This is a genomic window from Actinoplanes sp. NPDC021490 (assembly GCF_055562135.1).
This window is the reverse complement of record NZ_JBVHFW010000016.1, coordinates 107,227-130,386: the sequence shown is the minus strand read 5'-3', so window position 1 is coordinate 130,386 and position 23,160 is coordinate 107,227. Positions and strand designations below refer to the sequence as shown.

The 23,160-nt window shown below is 70.8% G+C and carries 16 protein-coding genes; 7 read left to right on the top strand and 9 right to left on the bottom strand.

Going from position 1 to position 23,160, the window contains the following annotated elements:
* Nucleotides 1-62 precede the first annotated feature (62 nt).
* The 5 genes from ACZ3I4_RS34400 to ACZ3I4_RS34380 all read right to left on the bottom strand — a co-directional run bounded on the left by ACZ3I4_RS34400 (nucleotide 63) and on the right by ACZ3I4_RS34380 (nucleotide 9,013).
* A complete protein-coding gene (locus tag ACZ3I4_RS34400) occupies nucleotides 63-1,388 on the bottom strand; it encodes a carbohydrate-binding protein (RefSeq protein WP_465386252.1) in 1,326 nt (441 codons plus the stop codon).
* Between the two features lie 64 nt (nucleotides 1,389-1,452).
* The gene (locus tag ACZ3I4_RS34395) at nucleotides 1,453-2,523 is read right to left on the bottom strand and encodes a winged helix DNA-binding domain-containing protein (RefSeq protein ID WP_465386251.1); all 1,071 of its coding nucleotides are present in this window, start codon (nucleotides 2,521-2,523) and stop codon (nucleotides 1,453-1,455) included.
* 34 nt (nucleotides 2,524-2,557) lie between these two features.
* A complete protein-coding gene (pgi, locus tag ACZ3I4_RS34390) occupies nucleotides 2,558-4,195 on the bottom strand; it encodes a glucose-6-phosphate isomerase (RefSeq protein WP_465386250.1) in 1,638 nt (545 codons plus the stop codon).
* 571 nt (nucleotides 4,196-4,766) lie between these two features.
* Entirely contained in the window at nucleotides 4,767-7,367 is a 2,601-nt protein-coding gene (locus ACZ3I4_RS34385; RefSeq protein ID WP_465386249.1) for a putative bifunctional diguanylate cyclase/phosphodiesterase, read from the bottom strand.
* Between the two features lie 122 nt (nucleotides 7,368-7,489).
* The gene (locus tag ACZ3I4_RS34380) at nucleotides 7,490-9,013 is read right to left on the bottom strand and encodes a CBM96 family carbohydrate-binding protein (protein ID WP_465386248.1); all 1,524 of its coding nucleotides are present in this window, start codon (nucleotides 9,011-9,013) and stop codon (nucleotides 7,490-7,492) included.
* Between the two features lie 161 nt (nucleotides 9,014-9,174).
* On the opposite strand from ACZ3I4_RS34380, the gene ACZ3I4_RS34375 reads away from it, so the two are divergent.
* Nucleotides 9,175-10,353, top strand: a complete 1,179-nt coding sequence (locus tag ACZ3I4_RS34375; RefSeq protein WP_465386247.1) for a dipeptidase — start codon at nucleotides 9,175-9,177, stop codon at nucleotides 10,351-10,353.
* A gap of 15 nt (nucleotides 10,354-10,368) precedes the next feature.
* Here ACZ3I4_RS34375 and ACZ3I4_RS34370 read toward each other — a convergent pair whose 3' ends face one another.
* Nucleotides 10,369-11,058, bottom strand: coding sequence for a response regulator (locus ACZ3I4_RS34370; RefSeq protein WP_465386246.1), 690 nt, complete (start codon nucleotides 11,056-11,058; stop codon nucleotides 10,369-10,371).
* Nucleotides 11,037-12,269: a sensor histidine kinase gene (locus ACZ3I4_RS34365; RefSeq protein WP_465386245.1), complete on the bottom strand. Its 1,233-nt coding sequence runs from the start codon at nucleotides 12,267-12,269 to the stop codon at nucleotides 11,037-11,039. The genes ACZ3I4_RS34370 and ACZ3I4_RS34365 overlap by 22 nt, the downstream gene beginning before the upstream one ends.
* A 131-nt stretch (nucleotides 12,270-12,400) precedes the next feature.
* On the opposite strand from ACZ3I4_RS34365, the gene ACZ3I4_RS34360 reads away from it, so the two are divergent.
* The 4 genes from ACZ3I4_RS34360 (at nucleotide 12,401) to ACZ3I4_RS34345 (ending at nucleotide 16,607) form a co-directional block, all read left to right on the top strand.
* Nucleotides 12,401-13,300, top strand: coding sequence for an ABC transporter ATP-binding protein (locus ACZ3I4_RS34360; RefSeq protein WP_465386244.1), 900 nt, complete (start codon nucleotides 12,401-12,403; stop codon nucleotides 13,298-13,300).
* Nucleotides 13,297-14,079: an ABC transporter permease gene (locus ACZ3I4_RS34355; RefSeq protein WP_465386243.1), complete on the top strand. Its 783-nt coding sequence runs from the start codon at nucleotides 13,297-13,299 to the stop codon at nucleotides 14,077-14,079. Before ACZ3I4_RS34360 ends, ACZ3I4_RS34355 begins: the two co-directional genes overlap by 4 nt.
* Nucleotides 14,080-14,117: 38 nt before the next feature.
* Nucleotides 14,118-14,384 (top strand): hypothetical protein, encoded by a 267-nt coding sequence (locus tag ACZ3I4_RS34350; protein ID WP_465386242.1) that lies wholly within the window; start codon nucleotides 14,118-14,120, stop codon nucleotides 14,382-14,384.
* Nucleotides 14,385-14,639: 255 nt separating this feature from the next.
* Nucleotides 14,640-16,607 (top strand): peptidase M6 immune inhibitor A, encoded by a 1,968-nt coding sequence (locus ACZ3I4_RS34345; RefSeq protein WP_465386241.1) that lies wholly within the window; start codon nucleotides 14,640-14,642, stop codon nucleotides 16,605-16,607.
* A gap of 198 nt (nucleotides 16,608-16,805) precedes the next feature.
* Here the strand turns inward: ACZ3I4_RS34345 and ACZ3I4_RS34340 are convergent, their stop codons facing one another.
* Complete coding sequence (locus ACZ3I4_RS34340; RefSeq protein WP_465386240.1) at nucleotides 16,806-17,501, bottom strand: cyclase family protein; 696 nt, start codon at nucleotides 17,499-17,501, stop codon at nucleotides 16,806-16,808.
* Between the two features lie 56 nt (nucleotides 17,502-17,557).
* Here ACZ3I4_RS34340 and ACZ3I4_RS34335 point away from each other — a divergent pair, with 56 nt between their 5' ends.
* Complete coding sequence (locus ACZ3I4_RS34335; RefSeq protein ID WP_465386239.1) at nucleotides 17,558-18,289, top strand: MerR family transcriptional regulator; 732 nt, start codon at nucleotides 17,558-17,560, stop codon at nucleotides 18,287-18,289.
* Complete coding sequence (locus tag ACZ3I4_RS34330; RefSeq protein WP_465386238.1) at nucleotides 18,286-20,754, top strand: VIT domain-containing protein; 2,469 nt, start codon at nucleotides 18,286-18,288, stop codon at nucleotides 20,752-20,754. The genes ACZ3I4_RS34335 and ACZ3I4_RS34330 overlap by 4 nt, the downstream gene beginning before the upstream one ends.
* Nucleotides 20,755-21,140: 386 nt before the next feature.
* Here the strand turns inward: ACZ3I4_RS34330 and ACZ3I4_RS34325 are convergent, their stop codons facing one another.
* On the bottom strand, nucleotides 21,141-22,985 hold the full coding sequence (locus ACZ3I4_RS34325; RefSeq protein WP_465386237.1) for an alpha/beta fold hydrolase: 1,845 nt from the start codon (nucleotides 22,983-22,985) through the stop codon (nucleotides 21,141-21,143).
* Nucleotides 22,986-23,160 lie beyond the last annotated feature (175 nt).

Below are 23,160 nucleotides of genomic sequence, written 5' to 3'. Positions count from 1 at the left end.
CGCCCGCAGGGATCACCGGCCCGGGGACGGCCCGGGCCGGTGATGGGAGGTCAGGTCGCTGGTCAGCGGCCCTGGAGGCGCTTCACGTTGTCGCCGAAGGTCCAGGCCTTGGAGCCGTCCCAGTTGATTGACCAGGTCATCAGGCCCTTGATGCCGGGGACGCTGTTGTAGGCCTGCGTCACCAGGGCCGGGGTCATGTAGCCGCCGCCCGCGCCGGGCTGGGCGGGCAGGCCGGGGACCTGCTTGTCGTACGGGATGCGGATCGTTGTGCCCTGGATGGTCAGGCCGTTGGCCAGGCACTGCGTCTGGACGGTGAAGCCCTGGACCGTGCCGGCGCCGTACGAGTCGCCGCCGCAGCCGTACATGGAGCCGTTGTAGTACTGCATGTTGAGCCACCACAGGCGGCCGTTGTCCAGGTACTTCTTGATGATCGGCAGGTACGAGCCCCAGATCGAGCCGTACGTGACGCTGCCGCCGGTGACGTACGCCGTCTCGGGCGCCATGGTCAGGCCGAAGTTGGACGGCATCGCGGCGAGCACGCCGTCGATGATGCGGATCAGGTTGGCCTGTGACGTCGACAGCTGGTTGATGTTGCCGCTGCCGGTCAGGCCGGTCTCGATGTCGATGTCGATGCCGTCGAAGCTGTACTGCTTGAGGATCGGCACGATCGTGGTGACGAAACGGTCGGCCACGGCGCTGGAGCTGAGGTCGATGCCCGCGGTCGCGCCGCCGATCGACATCAGGATCGTCGCGCCCTGGGCCTTGGCCGCGCAGATCTCGGCGGTGGTCGGAACCCGGACACCGGCGTCCATGCCGTTCTCCCACAGCACCGTGCCGTCGGAGCGGATCACCGGGAAGGCGGCCATCAGGACGTTGAAGCCGTGCTGGGTGATCCGGCTGTCGTTCATCGGGATCCAGCCCATGCCGGGGTGCACGCCGTTGGACGCGCCGTCCCAGTTCTCCCAGTAGCCCTGCAGCACCTTGCCGGCGGGCTTGCCGCGGACCGCGCAACCAGAAGGCGGCGGCGTGGTGGGAGGCGGCGTGGTGGGCGGCGGGGTCGTCGGGGGCGGGGTGGTTGCCGGAGGAGTCGTCGGCGGCGGCGTGGTCGGGCCGCCCGTGCAGGCGCCGAGATCGCGCCACAGGGTCGGAGTGGCGGCCGGGTTCCAGCCCGTGCCCGCCCAGGCGGTGTGGGTGACGAGCGCCTGGTAGAGGTGGGTGTTGTAGGTGACCTGCTGGCCCGCGGTGTAGGTCGGGCCCTCCCGCCAGACCGTCCCCGAGCAGGCCACGGCGGCGGACGCGACTCCCCCGCCGGTTATGGCGACGGCAAACCCGCCGGCCGCCACCCCGAGCGCTACGGCCAGCGCCAACACTCTCCGACGGACACCCATGGCGACTCCCTCGATGCGTACGTGACCTGCGTTACGCACATCATGGAGTTCACATATGTAAATATCAAGGGTTCTTAACAGTGAGCGATAAACCCAGATACGCCGCGTACGGTTCCAGGGCGCCGGCTGCGGCCTTGCGGTCGGCCGCCGTGAAGGTCATCAATGGCTCGACGGTCACCGTGACGCCCTTGCGGGTGAGCGTGCGGGTCCAGGTCGCGCGCACCCGGCCGGCCTGGACCAGCGTCGAACGGAACACGCCGTTGCCACCGGGGACGATCGCGTCGAGGTCGTCGGCCATCAGCGAGCGGTCCTTGTAGCCCAGCATGTATTCGTCGAACCCGGGCAGCGCGAGCCACTCCCCCGCTCCGAGGTCGGGCGCGTCGGCCGCCATGATCATCTCGACCCCGTCGACGTCCACGGTGGTCAGCTGGTCACCGGCGATGGCGATGCCCGTACGGCAGTCGGTCATCGTCAGGCCCGTCCAGCCGGCGAAATCCTTGCGCGGGGCCGGGCCGTGGCTGCGGAAATAGCGCAGCGCGATGAGGCCGAGCGCTTCCTCGCGGGATGGCCGGCGCGGCTCGGGCACCCACTCGTCGAGCAGGACGAACGTCTGTTCCTTGCCGACGTGGGGCGCGATCGCCGTCACGCCGCGCTGGGCCGCATACCAGAGCAGGTGGTAACCCCGCTGGCCGGTGACCTCGACCCCGCCGTCGGTCATCGCGGTCAGACACTCGGAGCGGGTGAGCCGGCCGCCGCCCTTGAGCGCCGTGCCCAGGATCTCGACGGCGCGGTCGACCGTCGGCTCGTCGAGGCCGAGCGTCTCGCGGCGTTTGCCGGCCCCGGCCAGGGCGCGCACACCCATGAGCTCGAGCATCCAGTGGACGTCGGCCGCGGGCACCAGATGGACCGTGCCGCGCATGGGCCACGTACGTAAAACGGTCTTGTCTTCCAAAGCGTCGTTGACCTGCTCGAGAGACCAGCCGGGCAGGCGGCAGCCGAGCGACCAGAGCCCGCTGTTGACGTCTTGGGCCTGCATCGCGCCGAACCACTCGACGATGCCCGCCACGGACGCGGGCGCGTTGCCCCGCAGCAGCAGGCTGGTCATCCGCAGGCCCAGGGCCGTCTTCGCGTTCACGAGGACGACCCTAGGCCCGGGGTACGACAGTTTTTCAGCGGCCGCGCTGCGACCGGTACAGCTTGATCAGCGCGTTGGTCGACGAGTCGTCGTCCGTGGCCGGCTCCGACGACGAGGTCAGCTTGGGCGCCAGCTGGTTGGCCATGACCTTGCCCAGCTCGACACCCCACTGGTCGAACGAGTTGATCTGCCAGATCGTGCCCTGGGTGAACGTGATGTGCTCGTAGAGCGCGATCAGCTGGCCCAGCACGGCCGGGGTCAGCTCCTCGGCGAGGATCGTGGTCGTCGGGTGGTTGCCCTGCATCACCCGGTGCGGCGCGATCTCGGGCGAGGTGCCCTCGGCGAGCACCTGGTCGAGGGTGCGGCCGAACGCCAGCGCACCGGTCTGGGCGAAGAAGTTCGACATGAACAGGTCGTGCATCTCGCCGATGTCGTGGTTGGGCTTGCTGAACCCGATGAAGTCGGCCGGGATCATCTTGGTGCCCTGGTGGATCAGCTGGTAGAACGCGTGCTGACCGTTGGTGCCGGGCTCGCCCCAGAAGACCTCGCCGGTCTGGAACGACGCGGGCGAGCCGTCGAGGCGTACGGACTTGCCGTTGCTCTCCATGGTGAGCTGCTGGAGATAGGCGGCGAAGCGGTGCAGATACTGCGAGTACGGCAGGACGGCGTGCGACTGGGCGCCCAGGAACGTGTCGTACCAGACGTTGAGCAGGCCGAGCAGCGCCGGCACGTTGGACTCGAGCGGCTGGTTGAGGAAGTGCTGGTCGACGGTGTGGTAACCGGCGAGCATGTCGGCGAAGTTTTCCTTGCCGACGGCCACCATGACCGACAGGCCGACCGCCGAGGGCAGCGAGTAGCGGCCGCCCACCCAGTCCCAGAAGCCGAACATGTTCGCGGTGTCGATGCCGAAGTCGGACACCCGCTTGGCGTTGGTGCTGACCGCCACGAAGTGCTTGGCCACCGCCTCGGCCCCGGCGCCCTCACCCAGCCCGGCCAGCAGCCAGTTGCGCGCCTCGGTCGCGTTGGTCAGCGTCTCCTGCGTGCCGAACGTCTTCGACACGATGATGAAGAGCGTGGTCGCCGGGTCGAGGTCGTGCGTCTTCTCGTACAGGTCGGTGGGGTCGATGTTGGAGATGAAGCGGCACTCGATCTCGGGCGCCTTGAAGGCCTTGAGCGCCTCGTACGCCATCACGGGGCCGAGGTCGGAACCGCCGATGCCGATGTTGACGACGGTGCGGATGCGCTGCCCGGTGTGCCCGGTCCACTCGCCGGAACGCACCCGGTCGCTGAACTGGCCCATGCGGTCGAGCACCTCGTGCACCTCGGCCACCACGTCCTGCCCGTCGACGACGAGCGTGGCGTCGCGGGGCAGGCGCAGCGCGGTGTGCAGCACGGCCCGGTCCTCGGTGACGTTGATGTGCTCGCCGGCGAACATCGCGGCGGTGCGCTCGCGCAGCCCGGCCCGCTCGGCCAGCGCCAGCAGAGCGCTCAGCACTTCGTCGCTGACCAGGTTTTTGCTGTAGTCGACGGTGAGGTCAGCCACCTGCGCGGTCAGGCGCTCGCCGCGCTTCGGATCGCTGCCGAAGAGGTCGCGCAGGTGCACCCCGTTGAACTTCTCGGCGTGGCCCTGCAGCGCAAGCCACTCGGCGCTGTCGGAAACGTGTTCGCTCATTTGTCCTAGTCTCTTCCTCGAACCCGGACTCTCGTCCCCATCCTGGCACGAATCGTGCCAGTGCGACGGCGACGCCGTGGAGATCACCAGCCGGGCGGCGCGTTCCATAACAGGCATCACCTTCTCCGGATCCTCCCCCGCTAACCGCGAAGCCACCGGGAAACCGGATCACTTCATAGGGTGCGCATAGCGACGGCACAGAGCGGCCGTAGGGGTCCGGCCGAGTCTTGCGGCCATGACGACCCTGATGGAACGGCCCGCACTCGCCGCCGCGTGTAGCCTCCGCCGGCCATGCGGCATGGGGGGCGCCTTCGGCGGCAGCAGAGGTACGCGACCTGAAGACTTCAACCGCGACGGCTGGGGCGCCGGCCGGTGCCGGGCGATCGCACTTGCGCGAAGAGCCCGTCAGAGCGGCGACCCAGGCACAACTTGACAACCCGCGGCCGCGATCCGCGCCCCGCCAAGAGGCTCCAGAGCGATGACCGACCCAAACTACGCAACACGCAAAGGGGCTCCCGAGTCGGCTTACCGTGCGCAGCAGAGTTACGCGCCCAGAGCGACACGCCCAGCCCTACTGAACCGTCAACGCCACCCCGGCATAAAGAGGCAGCCCACGAGAAAGCAAATCCCCCGCTTCCCGGGCAGGCACAGGCCGTGACAAGAAGTACCCCTGTGCGAAATCACAACCCATCCCGCGCAGGGCCAGCAATTGGGCCTCGTTCTCGATGCCCTCGGCGATCGTCCGCATGCCGAACCGGCGGCCCAGCCGGATGATCGTGTCGACCAGCGTCTCGTCCTCGGCGTCGCCCGTGGCCAGGCGGTCGACGAAGGAGCGGTCGATCTTGAGGACGTCCATGGGGAAACGCCGCAGGTAGGCCAGCGACGAGTAGCCCGTGCCGAAGTCGTCCATGGCCAGCAGGACGCCGAGCGCCTTCAGGCTGACTATTCGGGACAGGTTTTCGCCGGTGTCGGTGAGCAGCACGCTCTCGGTCATTTCGAGGCACAGCTGACCGGGCGGCATGCCGGTCTCGGCCAGCACCTCGGCCACGGTGGCGGTCAGGTCGCCCGCCTCGAACTGGCGGACCGACACGTTCACGGCCATCTTGACCGGGGAGCCCCACTCGACCGACTGGCGGCACGCCTCGGCCAGCACCCAGCGGCCCAGCGGCACGATCAGGCCGGTCGACTCGGCGATGCCGATGAAGTCGAGCGGCGGCACCATGCCGCGGGTCGGGTGCTGCCAGCGTACGAGGGCCTCGAATCCGTTGATCTCGCCCGTGGCCAGGTCGACCGTGGGCTGATAGTGCAGCACCAGCTCGTCGCGCTCCAGCGCCAGCCGCAGGTCGTCGGCGAGCGACAGCCGCTGCATCAGCGCGTCGTGCATGGCCGGGTCGTAGGTCGCGTACACCCCGCCGCCGGCCTCCTTGGCCTTGTACATGGCCAGGTCCGCGTTGCGTTGCAGCTGCTCGATGTCGGTGGCGTCGGCGGCCGAGGCCACGCCGACGCCCGCACCCACGTGCAGTTCACGGCCGCCGACCAGGAACGGCTCGTCGAGGCGTTCGAGAATGGCGGTCGCGAGGGCGTCGGCCTCGGAGAAGGCGATGACCGCGAACTCGTCGCCGCCGAGCCGGGCCACCGTGTCAGTCGCCGGGACCGTTTCGAGCAGCCGGGCCGCCACCTGCACAAGCAGCTGGTCGCCGGCGGCGTGCCCGAGGCTGTCGTTGACCTCCTTGAACCCGTCGAGGTCGAGGAACAGGACCGACACCCCGTCGGCGAAGTGCGCGGCCAGCCGTTCCCGGAACAGCGCGCGGTTGACCAGCCCGGTCAGCGCGTCGTGGTAGGCCTCGTGCCGGAGCTGGTCCTGCAGCTGCTGGGCGTCGCTGACGTCGCGGGTGTTGAAGACCAGACCTTCCACGTACGGGTCGTCGAGCAGATTGGTGATGGTCATCTCGGCCAGGCGCCAGGTGCCGTCCCGGTGCGGCACGGTCACCTTGAACGTGTTGATGCCGCCGGGCCGCCCGAGCACGTCCTCGATCGCGGCGTGGATGCGGGGCGCGGCCCGTTTCCCGACGACGTCGACCAGGCGCCGGCCGACGAGCACGGACGCGGGATAGCCGAAGATGCGTTCCACGGACGAGCTCTGGTAGCGCACGGTCGAGTCGGCCTCGAGGATCGCCAGCGAGTCGGAGCTCTGCTCGACCAGGGCGCGGAAGCGCTGTTCGCGGTTGGCCACCTCGGCCGTACGCTCGCTGACCCGTTCCTCGAGCCGCCGGGCCAGCTGGCGGTTGTCGAGGACGAGGATCAGCTCGCGCAGCATGATCAGCCCGATCGAGGCGAAGCGGCACCAGGTGAAGACCGGCGAGCTGACGTGACCGGTGGCGAGCCAGAACGTGCCGGACACGAGGGCGGCGAGCACGGCCACGTACGGCAGGAGCAGGCTGGCCGACAGGCGCCGCTGCACCGCCTCGTCGTCCGCCTCCTGCTCGGCGATGTGGCCCATGGCGGCGGCCCGGAACGCGGCGAGCAGCAGGAACGCGTAGCCGGCGAACATCCCGGCCGCGGGCGCCGGCAGCCAGTCGACGGCGTTCTCGGCCACCAGCCGTACGCCGATGCTGTCGGACACCCCGATCAGCAACAGCCCGCCGGTGATCAGCACGAGCGTCGCCGACCCCCGGTAGCCGCGGCGCAAGCGGGCCAGGGCGGCGATGGCGACGGTGCCGAGCACGACGTCGGCCACGGGCAGGGCGACCAGGATCGGCACGCCCGCGTCCTCGGCCGGCCGGAGAACGAAGTTCCAGCTGGTCATGAGCAGCGAGCAGGCGACCAGAAGCGCGTCGACGAGGGCGCGCAGGCGGGTCAGGCGGGACTGCCGGGGCGTGGGCAGGACGAGAAGCACGACGGTGACAATGGCGACCATCGCGACGTGGCCCGCGGCCCGTCCGGTCGCACCGCCGACGAGGATGCCCACGGCCTCGGCCAGCGCGCCCGCTCCCAGGCCGGTCCACGCGGTCCGGATGCGGGACTCGCGCCGGCGCATGACGTGCACGGCCGTCGCGGCCACGCCGAGGGCGAGGAGCGCGGTCAGCACGGAGATCGTTCTGGGGTCGGCCACGGTGGCCAGCGCGACCGCGAGGAGCAGCACGACGACGGGTACGGCGGCGCCCGATTTCATGGCGTCCTCCCCCGTCTCGTGGCATACCGTCGATCAGCACATCGGGTTCCGCGGCGGCCATCTGAGAGGTCCGGCGGAAATGCGTGCGGCGGCTCCCCCGTACGGGAAAGCCGCCGCAGATGTCAGCCCAGCTTGACCTTGAAGATGGGGTCGGCTGCCAGCTTCTTGAACGCGGCCAGCGCGGCCGGCGTGCTGTCGATGCTGATGTCCCGGTCGCCCTCGTCGTCCCGCTTGGTGTCGAAGTACACGATCGCCTTGATGCCCGGGCGCTTGGCCAGCTCGGGGAGAACGCTGTTGAAGACGGCCGACTTGTCGTTGATCTTGCCGACGCGGTGGTAGGCGCCCCACTCGGCGACCATGATGGGCTTGGCGGCGTGCTTGGTGGTCGACCACTCGTAGAAGCCGAGGCCACCACCGGTCGGCGCGCGGTCGAGCAGGTCGTTGAACTTGCCGTAGTGGTAGTAGCCGGGCTCGACGCTCACGTACGAGTCGAGGCCGATCCAGTCGACGACGTCGTCACCGGGGTACAGGTCCTTCCACCACGACTGGGCCATCCACTTCTCGTTGCCCATGTACGCCAGCACGTTGACGACGTTGGTGACGCCCTGGGCCCGCAGGCGCAGGATCGTGTGGCGGTACATGGCCGCGAAGTCCTTGGCCTCGAAGCCGGAGCCGGCCCGGGCCACGACGTCGTTCTCCGGCTCGTGGTTGAGAACGAGGAAGAACTTCTTGCCGTACGCCTTGGCGCGCGCGGCGAAGGCGTCGATGCGCTTGTCCTGCTGGCCCTGGGCCACCTTCGCCCACGACGAGCCGTACGCGATCTTCCAGTTGGTCAGCAGCACGCGGGGGTTCGCGGCGTCGCCGGTCATCGCGGTCTCGGCCTTGGTCGGGAAGATCTCGTCACCCTTGTGATAGGTGTGGAAGATCGTGGAGGTGCGGCCGCTGAGCTTCTCCCAGTCCTTGAGGGCCTGGTCGCGCGGCGCGGTCGTGAAACCGCCGGCCGCGGCGCCCCAGAGCACGCCACACGAGGGAACCAGCTTCGCGTTGGTGACACAGTCAGCGGTGGGCTTCGGCGTCGAGACCACGGGCGGCGACACGTCGCCCTGCGTGGTGACTTCGAGAACCGGGGCGCCGGTGGTGGCCTCGCCCGAGTTGAAGCGCACCGCCGCACCGGTCGAGGACAGGGCGAAGGCGTACGTGCCGGGACCCTTGACGACCTTGCCGAGGTCGAAGCTGACGGTCGTGCCGGGGACGGCACTGGCCAGCACGGAACCCAGCGCGGGGGCGTTGGCCGCGGTCAGCTTGCCCTCGGTCCACGCGGTGTTCGCCACCGGGCGCAGCGCGACCGTGCTGGTCGTCTGGGCCTGGGTGGTGAGCTTGAGGCGGGCGCCGGCGACCTTGGTGCCGGCCGGGACGGCGAACTTGAGGAACGAGGTCTTGGTCTCCTTGCCGGACACGCCGGCGACCAGCTTGGTCTCGCCGCCGAAGACGACACCGGTGCGGGCGCTCGAGACGTACGCGTCGTGGCCCGCTGCGAGCTTCAGGGTGGTCCCGGCGGCCTGAGCCGGACCCGTGGCCGCAACGCCGGCGGCACCGGCGATCACCGCGGTCAGCACCGAATACTTCTTCAGCTTCGAACGACGCACTCTCTTCTCCCCCGCTCTGTCCGGCCGTTGTCAGCCGGGCATGAGAAGAAGATTCCGGGACGCTCGGTGCGCGCCCAGTGCCCGTCGCGGTGCGGTCGGGTTGCGGGGCCCGTTTTCCTCAAGTCTTGCTTTTCGGTGCCTGCGGAGGGTAGCCAGAGATCATGGAACTGATCATCGACGGGCACAACGACCTACCCATGCAGCTGCGCGGACGCTTCGGATACCGGGTCGACGGGCTGGACCAGCACCGGCCCGAGCTGCAGACGGACATTCCGCGGCTGCGGGCGGGCGGGGTCGGCGGGCAGTTCTGGTCGGTGTACGTGCCCGGCGAACTGAGCGAGCCCGAGGCCGTGGTGGCGACGATGGAGCAGGTCGACGCCGTCTACCGGATGGCCGCGGCGTATCCCGACGACTTCGCGATCGCGTACAGCGCCGACGATGTCGAGCGGGCGATCGCGGGCGGCCGGATCGCCTCGCTGATCGGCATCGAGGGCGGGCACAGCCTGGCCACCTCGCTCGGCGTGCTGCGGGCGTTCGCGCGTCTCGGCGTGCGCTACGTGACGCTGACCCACAACGAGAACCTGTCCTGGGCCGACTCGGCCGCGCAGGAGCCCCGGGTCGGCGGTCTCAACGACGAGGGCCGGGCCGTCGTACGCGAGATGCAGCGCATCGGCGTGCTGGTCGACCTGTCGCACGTGGCCCCGGTGACGATGCACGCCGCGCTGGACACGGCGTTCGCCCCGGTCATCTTCAGCCACTCCGGTGTCCGCGCGCTGCACGACCACCCGCGCAACGTGCCCGACGACGTGCTGACCCGGCTGCGCGACAACGGCGGCGTCCTCCAGCTGACGTTCGTGGCCCCGTTCGTGTCGGCCGAGTCGCGGGCCTGGATGGCCGCGGCCGACGCGGAATGGCAGCGGCTCGGCCCGCCGTCGCGCCCGGCCGACTGGCCGCGGGCCCCGCGCCCCGGTGAGGACCCGGCCGCGATGCCGGAGTGGCCCGGGCCGGACCGGCTGGTGGAACCGGAGTTCGCGTCGTGGCTGGCCGCCAACCCGCGCCCGCCGGTGACCGTCGCGCAGGTGGCCGATCAGGTCGAGCACGCCCGCGAGGTGGCCGGCGTCGACCACATCGGCCTGGGCGGCGACTACGACGGCACGCCCGAGCTGCCCGACGGCATGGGTGACGTGTCGAGTTACCCGCTGCTGATGACCGAGCTGTCCGGCCGCGGCTGGTCCGGCGACGACCTGGACAAGCTGGCCGGCCGCAACATCCTGCGGGTCCTCCGCGAATCCGAGCGCCTGGCCGAGGAGCCGCTCTGGCCGCTGTCCCCGGCCCGCTGAGCTCGCGCCGCGCGGTCAGACCAGGCCGGAGTCGTGCACGAGGATGGCGACCTGCACGCGGTTGTTCAGCTCCAGCTTGATCAGCAGCCGGGAGACGTGCGCCTTCACGGTGGCGATCGACATGTGCAGGTCGCCGGCGATCTCGGCGTTGGACCGGCCGTGCGCGAGGGCCAGCGCCACGTCGCGTTCGCGATCGCTGAGCCCGCCGAGCCGTTCGGCGGCCCGGGTGCGCGAGGGCGGGGCCGGGGCGGCGACGTGCGCGATCAACTGCCGGGTGATCGTGGGCGACAGCATGGCCTCGCCCGCGGCCACCCGGCGTACGGCTCGCAGGATCTCCGCCGGAGGCGTGTCCTTGAGCAGGAACCCGCTGGCCCCGGCTCGCAGCGCCCGCAGCACGAACTCGTCGGCGTCGAACGTGGTCAGCACGATGACCTGGGGCGCGCCGGGCCGGGCCCGCAGTGTCTCGGTGGCCGTCAGCCCGTCGACCCGCGGCATCCGGATGTCCATCAGCACGACGTCGGGCCGGTGGCGCGAGACCGCCCCGGGCACCTCGGCGCCGTCGGCCGCCTCGCCCACCATCACGATGTCGGGCGCCGCCGACAGGATCATGCCGAGCCCGGCCCGGACCAGCGCGTCGTCGTCCACGAGCAGTACGCGAATCGGATCGGCGGCGCCCTCGTCGATCATGTTGGCCATGGCAGCCATGCTGTCAGAGCGAACTCGTTCTGCGGCGTGCGGCCGTGGCTCAACCGCCCGCCGGCCAGCGCCGTCCGCTCGGTCAGACCGATCAGGCCCGTGCCCGTGCCGGGAATCGACGAGCCCGCCTCGCCGATCGGCCACGGGTTGCGGATGTCGATGACCAGGCCGTCGCCCGCCGAGCCGGCCACGTTGACCCGCACGACGGTGCCGGGCGCGTGTTTGCGGGCGTTGGTCAGGCCCTCCTGCACGATCCGGTACGCGGTGCGGCCGGTGCCGGCCGGAACCGCCCCGGGTTCGACGCCGACGTCGAGGCTGACCTTGACGCCGGCCGAACGCGACTCCTCGGCCAGCGCGGGCAACTCCCCCAGCGTCGGCTGCGGCGGTTCGGGCGCGCCGTCGGGCCGGTCGTCGCGCAGCACGCCGATCACCTCGCGCAGGTCCTGCAGGGCCTGATGGGCGCTGGCCCGGATCACCCCGGCGGCGGTGCTGACCTCGTCGGGCGTGGCGTGGGGTTTGATCTCGAGCGCGCCCGCGTGCAGGCTCAGCAGCGAGATGCGGTGGGCCAGCACGTCGTGCATCTCGCGGGCGATGCGGGTGCGCTCGGTCGACCGGGCCTGGGCCACGCGCAGCTGCTGCTCCGACTCGGCGCGCTCGGCCCGGTCGCGATACGACGCGACGAGCTGGCGGCGGGCCCGGATCACCATGCCCCACAGGCACACGATCATCAGGAACAGCGTGCCCCAGGCCGCCGTCTCCCAATAGTCGCGGCCCTTCTCGGGCCTCAGGAACGGGAAGATCGCGTTGGTGGCGGTGGTGGCGACGAAGAACAGGGCCATGACCGCGAAGCGCCGGTGCACGGCCAGGGTGAACAACACGACGAGCAGGATGAGGCCGGCCGAGACGGTGAAGAACGAGATGACCACGCAGTAGATGGCCAGTGGGATCAGCAGCCGGGTGCGCCGCCACCACAGCCCGGCCGCGGCCACCGTCGCGCAGGCGAAGTCGGTCCAGACCAGCCACGCGGGTGTGCCCGCCTGCTCGGGCAGGAACGTGGGGGCCGGCCGGAGCAGGTCGACCGTCAGATAGACGGCAAAGCCGTAGGCGAGAACGAACACGAGGATGTCGACCAGCCAGTCACGGGTCGACCTGCGGCCCGGATCCGACGCCTCGAGCGCGGAGGGCAGCAGCCACCGGTATTCCTGGCTGAGCTTGGCCACGTCCGGAACTCTACGGGCGTGCGCACGGCCCCGGATACCGACCAAAGTCGGTGTTCGGCCTAGACCAAGGTTCCGGGCGGCCGACCTCCGGCCGACGCGTGCGACTACCCGCCGCCCGCAGGCTTGACTGCATGATCACGGTCGAACATCTCACGAAGAGGTACGGCGCCTACTCCGCCGTCAACGACGTGTCCTTCACCTGCGAACCCGGCACGGTGACCGGATTCCTCGGACCGAACGGCGCCGGCAAGTCGACCACGATGCGCATGATCTGCGGTCTGTCGGCGCCGACGTCCGGTTCGGCCACCGTCCGCGGCGTGCCCTACCGCCGCCTCGGCAACCCGGGCCGCGAGGTCGGCGTGCTGCTCGACGCGTCGGCGCAGCACCCCGGGCGTACGGGCCGGGAGGTCTTGACCCTGGCCGCCCTGACCATGGGCATCGACACCAAAGAGGTGCCCCGCGCGCTCGACCGGGTGGGGTTGAACGCGACGGCGGGCAAGCGGCGCGTGCGGGCCTACTCGCTCGGCATGCGGCAGCGTCTCGGCCTGGCCCTGGCCCTGCTCGGCGACCCCGCGGTGCTGATCCTGGACGAGCCGGCCAACGGGCTCGACCCCGAGGGCATCTACTGGATGCGCGGCCTGCTGCGTGACTTCGCCGACCGCGGCGGCGCCGTGCTGCTCTCCTCACACCTGCTGCGCGAGGTCGAGGCGGTGGCCGACCGGCTGGTCGTCATCGGCGGCGGCAAGATCGTCGCGCAGGGCGACAAGGCCGAACTGCTGGCCCAGACCGGCACCCTCGTGCGTGCGGCCGACCCCGCCGCGCTCGCCATGGTGCTCGACCGCGCCGGCCTGCCCGGAACGAGGACGACCGACGGGGGCGTCGTGGTTCCGGCCGGGTCCGAGGTGATCGGCCGGGCCGCCGCCGACGCCGGCCTCGTCCTGCTCGAACTGCGCCCGGCCGGTTCCGGTGGCCTCGAGCAGATGTTCCTGACCCTGACCGCCGGCGATTCCGTCAAGGAGGCCGTCCGATGACCGCCGTTCTCGAAAACCAGGCTCCCCCCGTACGCCGGGAGACCCGCACGCCCGGGCTGGGCCGGCTCACCGTGATCGAGTTGCGCAAGCTGGCCGACACGCGGGCCGGGCTCTGGCTGCTGATCATCATCGCGCTGGCCACCGTGGGCACCTCGGCGATCCTGCTCGGCTGGGCGCCCGACGAGGAGCAGAACTTCCAGGACTTCTTCGGGCTGGCGCTGCTGCCCTCGTCGGTCCTGCTGCCCGTGCTCGGCATCCTGTCGATGACCGCCGAATGGTCGCAGCGCACCGCGCTCACCACGTTCACCCTGGTCCCGGCCCGGCAACGGGTGATCGTGGCCAAGCTGGCGGCCGGCGTGCTGATCGCCATCGTCTCCACCGTGGCCATGATGGCGATCGCCGCGGCCGCCACCCTGCTGGCCGGGGCGCTCGGCGCCGGCGGCGGCTGGGACATCCCCGGCTCGCTGATCGGGCAGGGCGTCGCCATGCAGATCATCTACATCCTGATGGGCCTGGCGTTCGGCGCCCTGCTGCTCAACTCGCCGCTGGCCATCGTGCTGTACCTGGCCCTGCCGATGGTGTGGAGCATCCTGGGCAGCACGATCAGCGCCCTCGGCGACGCGGCCCGTTGGCTCGACATCAACACGACGACCACGGCGATGGGCGAGGCCGGCATGACCGGCGACGAGTGGGCCCGGGTCGGCGTCTCGGCCGCGGTGTGGGTGCTGCTGCCGCTGCTGCTGGGCATCATGCGAGTGCTGCGGCGCGAGGTGTCGTAGGGGTTTGCGACCGGCCGGGCCGGGGTACGCGCGGGCTCATGCCCATCGGTGCCCAGCCGCCCGGCCGGCGCGGAACGGTCGAGGAACCGTACAGCCCGCTCAACCTGCGGCTGATCCTGGCCGCGTTCGGCTTCGTGGTCTGCACGATCCTCGGAATCCTGCTGCTGCGCGCCGGCTGGACGGTCCCCGGCTGGCTCCTGCTGGCCTGGGCCGTGGCCGCCGTGATCGACATGATCGTCGTCCAGCTCCGCCGCCGCGCCCGCCGCCGCACCGAAAGCGGGCGCGACCACTCGCTCTTCGAATAGACACCGGGACGCCACCCACCGCGGGTAGCGTCCCCTTTCATGAGGCGCGCCCGGTTTGCAGCTTTTGCCAGTGTCGTCCTCCTCGTCGGCGCCCCAGCCCCCGCTCACGCCCGACCTGCAGCCGGCGCCCCGGCCCCCGCTCACGCCCGATCTGCAGCCGGCACACCCGCCGCCGACCCGTCGGCTCCGGCATCCGGCGTCCACGCTCGGCCGTCAACGCCTGCGCCGAACGCCCGCGCCCAGTCCGGGACTTCCATGTCCGACGTTCGGGAGCTTGGCCGGACCCAGTTCTCGCTCGACGGTCGCGCGCTTCCGACAAGTCCGAAATATCGCCCGAAGCTGCGGCCGCAATCGCGAGCGGCCGCCAAGCCGACTCCGGCCGCCGGGACCGTACGGGAATGGCTGGGTCTGGACGACACGACCGGCAAGCTCTATCGCAAGAACTACACGCTGAGGGCGGTCGGCCGGCACATCGAGGTGTGGGTCGCGCAGGATCTCGCGTTCCCCGCCACCGACTGCCGCAAGAACTCGATCGAGGTCACCGACAAGAACATCGCCGACCTGGTGCGCGAGTTCGACGGCACGATCTATCCGAAGGAGACGGCCGTCTTCAGCACCCCGCCCGAACGCAACGGCACGGCGGCGACGACGGACGGCGACTTCACCGGCGACGGGGACAAGACGGTCACGCTGGTCGACAACATCCGCGACGCCAACTACTTCACGTTCCCTAAGGCGGTCACCTACGTCGCCGGGTTCTTCTCGCAGCAGATCAACGAGCTCGTCGACCGCAACGTCATGACCATCGACGCGTACGACTGGAAACACCGCCTGGGCGCGCAACCGGCCGACGATCCCACCGACGACCTGTGCACGAGCCGGCCCGCGCGGCCCCGCATGTACGAGGCGACCTTCGCGCACGAATGGCAGCATCTGCTCGAGTACTACGCCGACCCCAACGAGACGACCTGGGTCAACGAGGGCCTGGCCGACTTCGCTTCGACGCTGACCGGCTACGTCGACGGACGCGCCGGCGTGCACGACCCCGGCAACGACACGCATCTCATGTGCTACCAGGGGTGGGGGCCGGTGCGCACGAGATACAACGCCAACCCGCGCGACTGCGGCGGCCCGCAGAACTCGCTGAACCTGTGGGACGAGGGCGCCCCGAGCGAGGTGCTCGCCGACTACGGCCACGTCTATCAGTTCATGCTCTATCTGCGCGACCGGTTCGGGATCGAGGTGCTGTCGGCCCTGCACCGCGACGGGCTGCGGCAGGGACTGGCGGCGGTGCAGGCGGCCCTGCCGGTCGGGCAGGCACTCTACGGCGTGCTGCACGACTACCAGCTGATGACGCTGGTCGACGGCGTGAACGGCCCGATCGAGGGCATAGCCGCCGCGCGAGTGACGGCCACCTCGCTGCGTTCTTCGATCAACCTCGACAACCCTTCCGCGTACGACATGCCCGGCGCGGCGCCGAACGGAGCCGACTACGTACCGCTGCCGACCCCTCTCAGATCGGTCTCGTTCTCCGGCGCTTCCACCTTGGAGCCGCTGCCCACGGGGTGGACGATCGCCGACGGCACCCTGTTCTCGGGCAACCGCAACGACCTCGACTCGTACGCCGTCAAGCCGGTGACCATCCCGGCGGGCGAGCCGGTGCTGTCCCTCGAGACCTCGTACGCGGCCGAGGAGCGCTACGACTACGCGTACGTGATGATCTCGATCAACGGCGGCCGCACCTTCCACGCCGTGACCGGTGACCGGACCGTTCCCGGCCCGCTCGGCCCCGCCCTCACCGGCATCAGCGGCGAGGTCGTCACGGCGCGTTACCCGCTGAAGGCGTACGCGGGCAAGAAGGTCCTGCTCGGCCTGCGCTACGTGACAGATGCGGCAACGTCGAAGGGCGGCTGGCGCATCGGAACCATCACGCTGGCCGGCCGGACGCTCACCAACGGCGCCACGCTGACCGGCTGGACCTCCCCGACCGCCCTCCAGCGCACCCCCGTCCACAACTGGCACGTCCGCCTGGTCGGCCTGGCCCCCAACCGCGCCGCGGTGGTCCCCGTGTCCCAGTTCAAACGCCTGGCCACCTACCCCCGCGTCGTGGCCGTGATCTCCCACGACGAGCCCACCGAATCCGAGAAGCGCTTCGCCCCCTACCGCCTGCTCGCCAACGGCACCCTCCAACCCGGCGGCTCACCCGAACGAGCCAAGCCCTAAATAAGCCCCGCCCAGCAACCCCTCCATCGCCCCCACCTGCGCCAGGCAACCCACTGCCCAGCGGCCCGCTTCGTCAGCGCCCAGTCAGGCAGCGGCGCCGCACTAATCGTTACCGCCTCCGCTCGGCACCGACTGTCCAGCCGCACACGGCGCTCCTTTCCTTCGGCTCCTCCCCAACGCCGGGATCTCCTGGGCCGGCTACGGCAGCACGCCGTAGATCAACGCAGGGGAGCCGGAGCCCGCGCGGTTGATCTGGCCGCCGCAGAGGATGTGCGCGCCGGTCTCGGGCAGCGCCTGGAGGTTCGCGAGGATCTCCAGGCTGATGCGATGTCGCTGATATATCAGGTGCGACACCGTGAAGGTGGCGTCGGCGCCCACATCGGGACTGAACGCGTCGGTTCCCGTGCCGCCGCGACGACCGACTCGGCCGGTGTCGATCAGCCAGCGCGCGGTCTCGACGGCGAAGCCGGGATGGTGTGGCGCCCCGTCCGCGCCGGCGTTGGTGAACTCGGCCGTGCCCCACTTGGCGTCCCACCCGGTCCAGATGATCACGATGGATTCGTCGGGGATGCGCCCGTGCGTCCGCTCCCAGGTCTCGATGTCGGCGATCGTCACGGCGTAATCAGGATCCCGGGCGCACTCCTCCCGTACGTCGATCTTGACCGCGCTCAGATGCAGGTCTTCCAGGTCGAGCTCGTCGGCCAGCGGCTCGCCCTCATTGAAGTGGCCGGGCGCGCCCCAGTGGGTGCCGGTGTGCTCGCCCTGGCGGACGAAGCGCAGGTAGTAACCGTCCTTCTCGATCGAGGCGACCGTCTCCAGCTCGAAGGGCGGGTCGCCGGGATAGACGTTGGTGGTCTCGGGGTCGTGCACGTGGGACAGGTTCACGAGTCGCATGCCGCAAGACCTTAGCTCATTGACAGTGTCAGCGTGACAGTGTCATAGTCCTTGGCATGTGGACGCTCGACGAGTTGGTGGAACGGGTACGGGAGGCCCTCGAGGCCGAATACCCGGGCGCGCCCAACGGACGCGTCCGTGACGTGCCCGACCGCCGGGCGATCCGGTGGTATTCGACGATCGGCCTGGTGGACAAGCCGCTCGGCATGCGCGGGCGCACTGCTCTCTACGGCCCGCGTCACCTGCAGCAACTGGTCGCCCTGAAACGGCGGCAGGCCGAGGGTCTCACTCTCGCCCAGATCCAGGCGGAGTTCACCGCCATGTCACCGATCACGCTCACCGAGATCGCCCACATTCCGCCACGACTGATGGTCACGATCGACGAGAACGCTCTCGGGCATCACGCCGAGCGCTCCCGTTTCTGGTCCGACCGCCCGGTCGCCGCGAGCGCGCCCGAGCCCGGCCCCGATGAGACCGACCTGCCTAGGCCCTTCCTGCCCGAGGCCGCGCCGCCCGTTCCGGAATCCATCTCGCCCGATCACGATCTAGTCGCACCCGCGCGGCTCGGTCCCGGCTCATCCCCGCCCGCGCTGTCCCCGCATGCCACCGCGACGACCCAGGCCTTCACCGGAGTGGCGCTCGGCGGCGGCGTGCTGTTGCTCGTCCCTCAAGCCGTGTCCGACCGCGACCGCGACGCCATCGCCGAGGCCGCCGTCCCCCTGCTCGACCTGCTCACCGCCCGAGGCCTGACCTCAGCCGACGGCTTGATCAATGGGAGTCCGTCATGACCTTTTCCGTCACTCCGATGGCGCCGGCGGAGATCAGCCGCATCCGGATCCTCCCCGACGCCGGTTTCGGCATGCTGCGCACCGACCGCGGCGCCCTGCCGCTCGACCGTCTCGACGTACGCGCCCGCATCAGCGGCCTGGTCGCGCGCACCGTCGTGACCACCGAGTTCGTCAACGTGCACGACACCGCGCTCGAGGCGACCTACATTTTCCCGCTGCCCGACCGCGCCGCGGTCACCGGCATGACGATGACCTGCGACGACCGCGTGGTCACGGCCGAGCTGCAGGAGCGCGGGGCGGCCCGCGAGGCGTACGACCAGGCGATCGCCTCCGGCCGGCGCGCGTCGATCGCCGAGGAGGAGCGGCCCGACGTCTTCACGATGCGGGTCGGCAACATCGTTCCCGGTGAGCGCGTCACGATCGAGTTGAGCCTGGTCGGTCCGTTGCCGTTCGAGGACGGGGAGGCCACCTTCCGGTTCCCGCTGGTGGTGGCGCCGCGCTACATCCCGGGCACGCCCCTCCCCGGCAAGTCGGTCGGTGACGGCTGGGTGTCCGACACCGACGCGGTTCCCGACGCCTCGCGCATCACTCCCCCGGTGCTGCTGCCCGGCTTCCCCAATCCGTTGCGCCTCGGCGTCTCCGTCGAGATCGACCCGGCCGGGCTCGAGCTGGGCGCGGTGCGGTCCAGCCTGCACACGGTGGTCGACCGCGACGGTGTGCTGTCGATCGGGCCCGACGAGCGCGCCAACCGTGACTTCATCCTCCGCCTGCCTTATGCGGGGGGCGGTCAGACCGCGGTCGCCGTGCCCGACGAGTCCGCCGAGGAGCCCGAGGGCGTCTTCCAGCTGGTCGTGCTGCCGCCCGACGGCTCCGCGCCGGCCCGTCCCAAAGATGTGGTCCTGCTGCTCGACCGTTCCGGCAGCATGGGCGGCTGGAAAATGGTGGCTGCCCGCCGGGCCGCGGCCCGCGTGGTCGACACGCTGACCACCGCCGACCGCTTTGCCGTGCTCACGTTCGATCACCAGGTCGACCGGCCCGACGAGCTGCCGCCGGGGCTGGCCGAGGCGACCGACCGCCACCGGTTCCGCGCGGTGGAGCACCTGGCCAAGGCGGACGCCCGCGGTGGCACCGAGCTGCTCAGCCCGCTCCGCCAAGGGCTCGAGCTCCTGCGCGCGAGCGAGGGCCGCGACCGGGTGCTCGTGCTGGTCACCGACGGTCAGGTCGGCAACGAGGACCAGATCGTCCACGACGTCACGCCGCTGATCGGCACGACCCGCATCCACACCATCGGCATCGACCGGGCGGTCAACGCCGGGTTCCTGGGGCGGCTCGCCGCGCTGGGGGCCGGCCGGGCCGAGCTGGTCGAGAGCGAGGACCGTCTGGACGAGGCGATGGAGCACATCCACCGCCGCATCGGCGCGCCGGTCGTCACGGGCCTGCGGATCACGGCTTCGGGCTTCACCCTGGTCGACGACGACTTGTCACCGGCCCGGCTTCCCGCGCTCTACCCCGGCGTTCCGCTGGTGGTGAGCGGGCGCTTCACGGGCCGGCCGGGCGGCGAGCTGGTGGTCACCGGGCGCACGCGTGACGACCAGGAATTCCGGACGACGATTCCGGTGCAGGAACGGCACGAGGCGGCGATCGAGGCCCAGTGGGCTCGGGCGCGGCTGCGCGATCTCGAAGACGCGTACGCGGCGGGCGACCGCAGCCTCGAGCAGCGCATCGTGGCGACATCGCTGCGTTACGGAGTGCTGTGCCGGTTCACGGCTTTCGTGGCGGTCGACAGCCGGGTGGTCAACGAGGGCGGCGAGACCCGCCGGGTGACGCAGCCGGTCGAGCTCCCCGACGGCTGGATGTCCCCCGATGACGTGGCGGCGACCAGCTACATGCCGATGATCGCCGGAGCGGCCGCCCCCATGCCCGCGCCCCCTGCGGCCGCCCCCGGTCGGTTCTCACCGGTATCCGCCCTGGAGTCGCTGGCCGTCCCGGAAGAATCCGGCGCAGGCGGCGGCGCTGGTGCCATGCTTGGCCGCGCCGGCTCCGCTCGCGCCGGACGCGTTGCCGCCCGCCCCGCGATGATGCGAGCCAAGGCCCAGGCGTCGTTCGGCAGCGCACCGTCGATCGACGAGGTACGGGCCCTGGCCGGCACCGAGGCCCAGCGCCTGCGCGACGCGGCCGGCCTACCCGACTGGGAGCGCCGTGACCTGCTCGACGACCTGGCCAGCCGCCTCGACGTCCTGGCCGGGCCGCTCAACGATCCCGACTTCGCTCCGCTCAAGGATCTGGTGGCCAAGCTGCGCTCCGACGCCTCCACGGCCGACAAGTGGACAGCCGCCACAGAGATCCTGACCGCCTTCGCCGGAAAGGGCACGCCACCCACCACCGACCCAGCCAAGTCCACCCCCGAGCCGCCGGCGGCGTCCCCCGGCAGCACCTCCGAGCGAAAGGCCTTCTGGAAACGCTGACCCGCCGCCCACCGCAGCGCGAAGCCCGACAGCGAGCGCCCGAAGCAAGTGTCAGGCTGCGATGCCGTCCGGGTATCTCGCCGACGCCGAAAGCCCCGCCCCGCCGGTGTCAACCGGCGGGGCGGGGCGGATACGGCAGGTCCGGCGGCGGGCGTGTCTACGTGGACGCCAACGGCGGTGCGGCCAGGCAGGGCGGGCTCGGCTTAGCCGGGCGGTCCGGGCCTCGGGTCGGCTTGGCGAAGCGGCCCGGACCTCGGGTCGGCCTGGCCAAGCGGGCCAGACCTAGGGTCGGGTTGGGCTGGCTGGCCGGGCTTGCGCTGGCCGGGGCGGCTTGGGCCCGGCCGAGGCGGGACGTGACTCGCCCCGGCCGGAGGACTTGGGCTGCGTCAGCGGACGGGTGGGAGGACCTTCGGGGTGGTCCCGGTCGGGAGGCCGTGGGCGGCGATCTCGGCGGGGGTGGCGGTGTTCAGGTTGAAGGCGTCCTCGGTGGTCTCGCCGGGGGTGTCGCTCAGCTTGGTCCGGAAGGGCTGGACGTCGCCGACGCAGGTCTTGCCCTTGGCGGGCAGGGTTCGCGTGAGCAGGTAGCGGTCCATGGCAGTGGTCACGCAGGCCGACGTGCCGTAGGCGGTGTGGCCCCAGTTGGTGCTGGAGAGGAGGCGGCTGTGCGGAATCAGGGCGGCGGACTTGACGGCGTCGGTGTAGTTGGTGGCCGGGTCCCAGCGGCTGCCGACGACCAGGACGGGGTTCTTGGTGCGGCGGTTGAACGGGCCGGTGTAGGCGTCCTCGTCGCGGACCGTCCATGTGTCGCGGGCGCAGGAGGCGCTTGCCCAGGCCCAGGCGCGGCCGAAGTAGGGGGCTCGCTTGTCGGCTTTCGCTCCGGCCTTCACCCAGGCCGAGCCGCGAGCGGGGTGGCGGCCGTCGGTGCACATGACTGCGGCGTAGGCGTCGAACGAGTTGTCGTACGGGAAAGCGCGGCCGATGGCCTTGCGGTGCGCGCGGGTGACGGTGGCGACCTCGGCGCCGGTCGGCTTGGCGCCGGGCGTGGTGAGCCGCCACAGCGCGGCCGCCATCTCGGTCACCTCGGCGCCGGCCTCGACGTCGTAGAGCGAGCTGAGGGCCATGCTCACGAAGGCGGCGTAGGTGATCTTCTGACCGCCCACGGCCAGTGGCCTGGCCTTGAGGCGGTTCGCGATGATGCCGAAGCGGCGCAGGGCCTGGCCGGAAAACTGGCATTTGTCCGGGCCGGCCGCGTTGCAGCGACGCATGATCTCCTGCAGGGCCTTCCAGGCGCCATCGGCCGAGTGCAGGCGGTCGTCCTGCACCTGTCCGGCCGTGCGGCTGCTGCCGACCCAGGCTCGCGGGTCGATCACGCCGTCGACGGCGATCGCGCGGAAGCGGTCCGGGAACATGTTCGCGTAGTACTGCCCGAGCGCGGTGCCGTAGCTGAAGCCCAGGTACGTGAGCTTGCTGTCGCCGACCGCCCGGCGCATGACGTCCATGTCCCGCGCGACCTCGGCGGTCGACATCGAGCCGGCGAGATCCCGTCCGGTGGTCGAGCAGGCCCGGCCCTGCTTGGCCGCCGCCTTGAGGAACGCTTTCTCTTCCTTTACCCCGTACGGGAAACCGGTGTTGAGCTTGGCGATGACGGGCTGCTGGCGGCCGGGGTCGCCGAAACAGGTGACGGGGTCGCTGAAGCCGATGCCGCGCGGGTCCATGCCGACGATGTCGAAGCGCTCGAGCAGCGCGTCGCTCATGAAGTAGGGCGCGGCCAGCGCGAGCGAGACACCCGAACCGCCGGGGCCGCCGGGGTTGACGAAGAGGCTGCCGATCTTGTGCTTCTGGTCGCGGGCCTTGACGCGCAGCAACGCCAGCGTGACCTGGCGGCCGTGCGGACGGTCGTAGTCGAGCGGCACCTCCGCGGTCGCGCACTGCGCCCACGAGTAGCACGAATACCAGCGCAGCTTGGGGGTCGCCACGGAGTCGACGCGGCGGCGCTCTCGGGCAGAGGTTCGCGCGGTGGCCGCCGAGGCCGACAGGTCCGCCGAACTCGACGAGCCCGGGATTCCAGCAGCGCCTGTGACCGGGACGGCGGTGGCGCCCGCGGCCGAAACGCCGGCAGAGCGGGCGGCCGAGACACCGGCAGCGCTCGCGGCCGAGGCCGGTGCGACGAGCGCACCGGCCATGACCAGGCCTGCGGCGCCCGACGCGAGCAGGCGGGACGGAAGCGACATGGGACCTCCTGATCAGCCGGTGCCGTGTCGCGCCCGGATGAGCAGAAAGGTAGGTTCGGTTGAGATCAACTTGGTTCGCCGTTGTGGAGCTGGGAAGTTGCTACCGGATCAACTGTCGCCAAGCCGACTGATGTGTTCGATCACTGCCCAGACGGGCGCAACGGGCGGAAAGTCG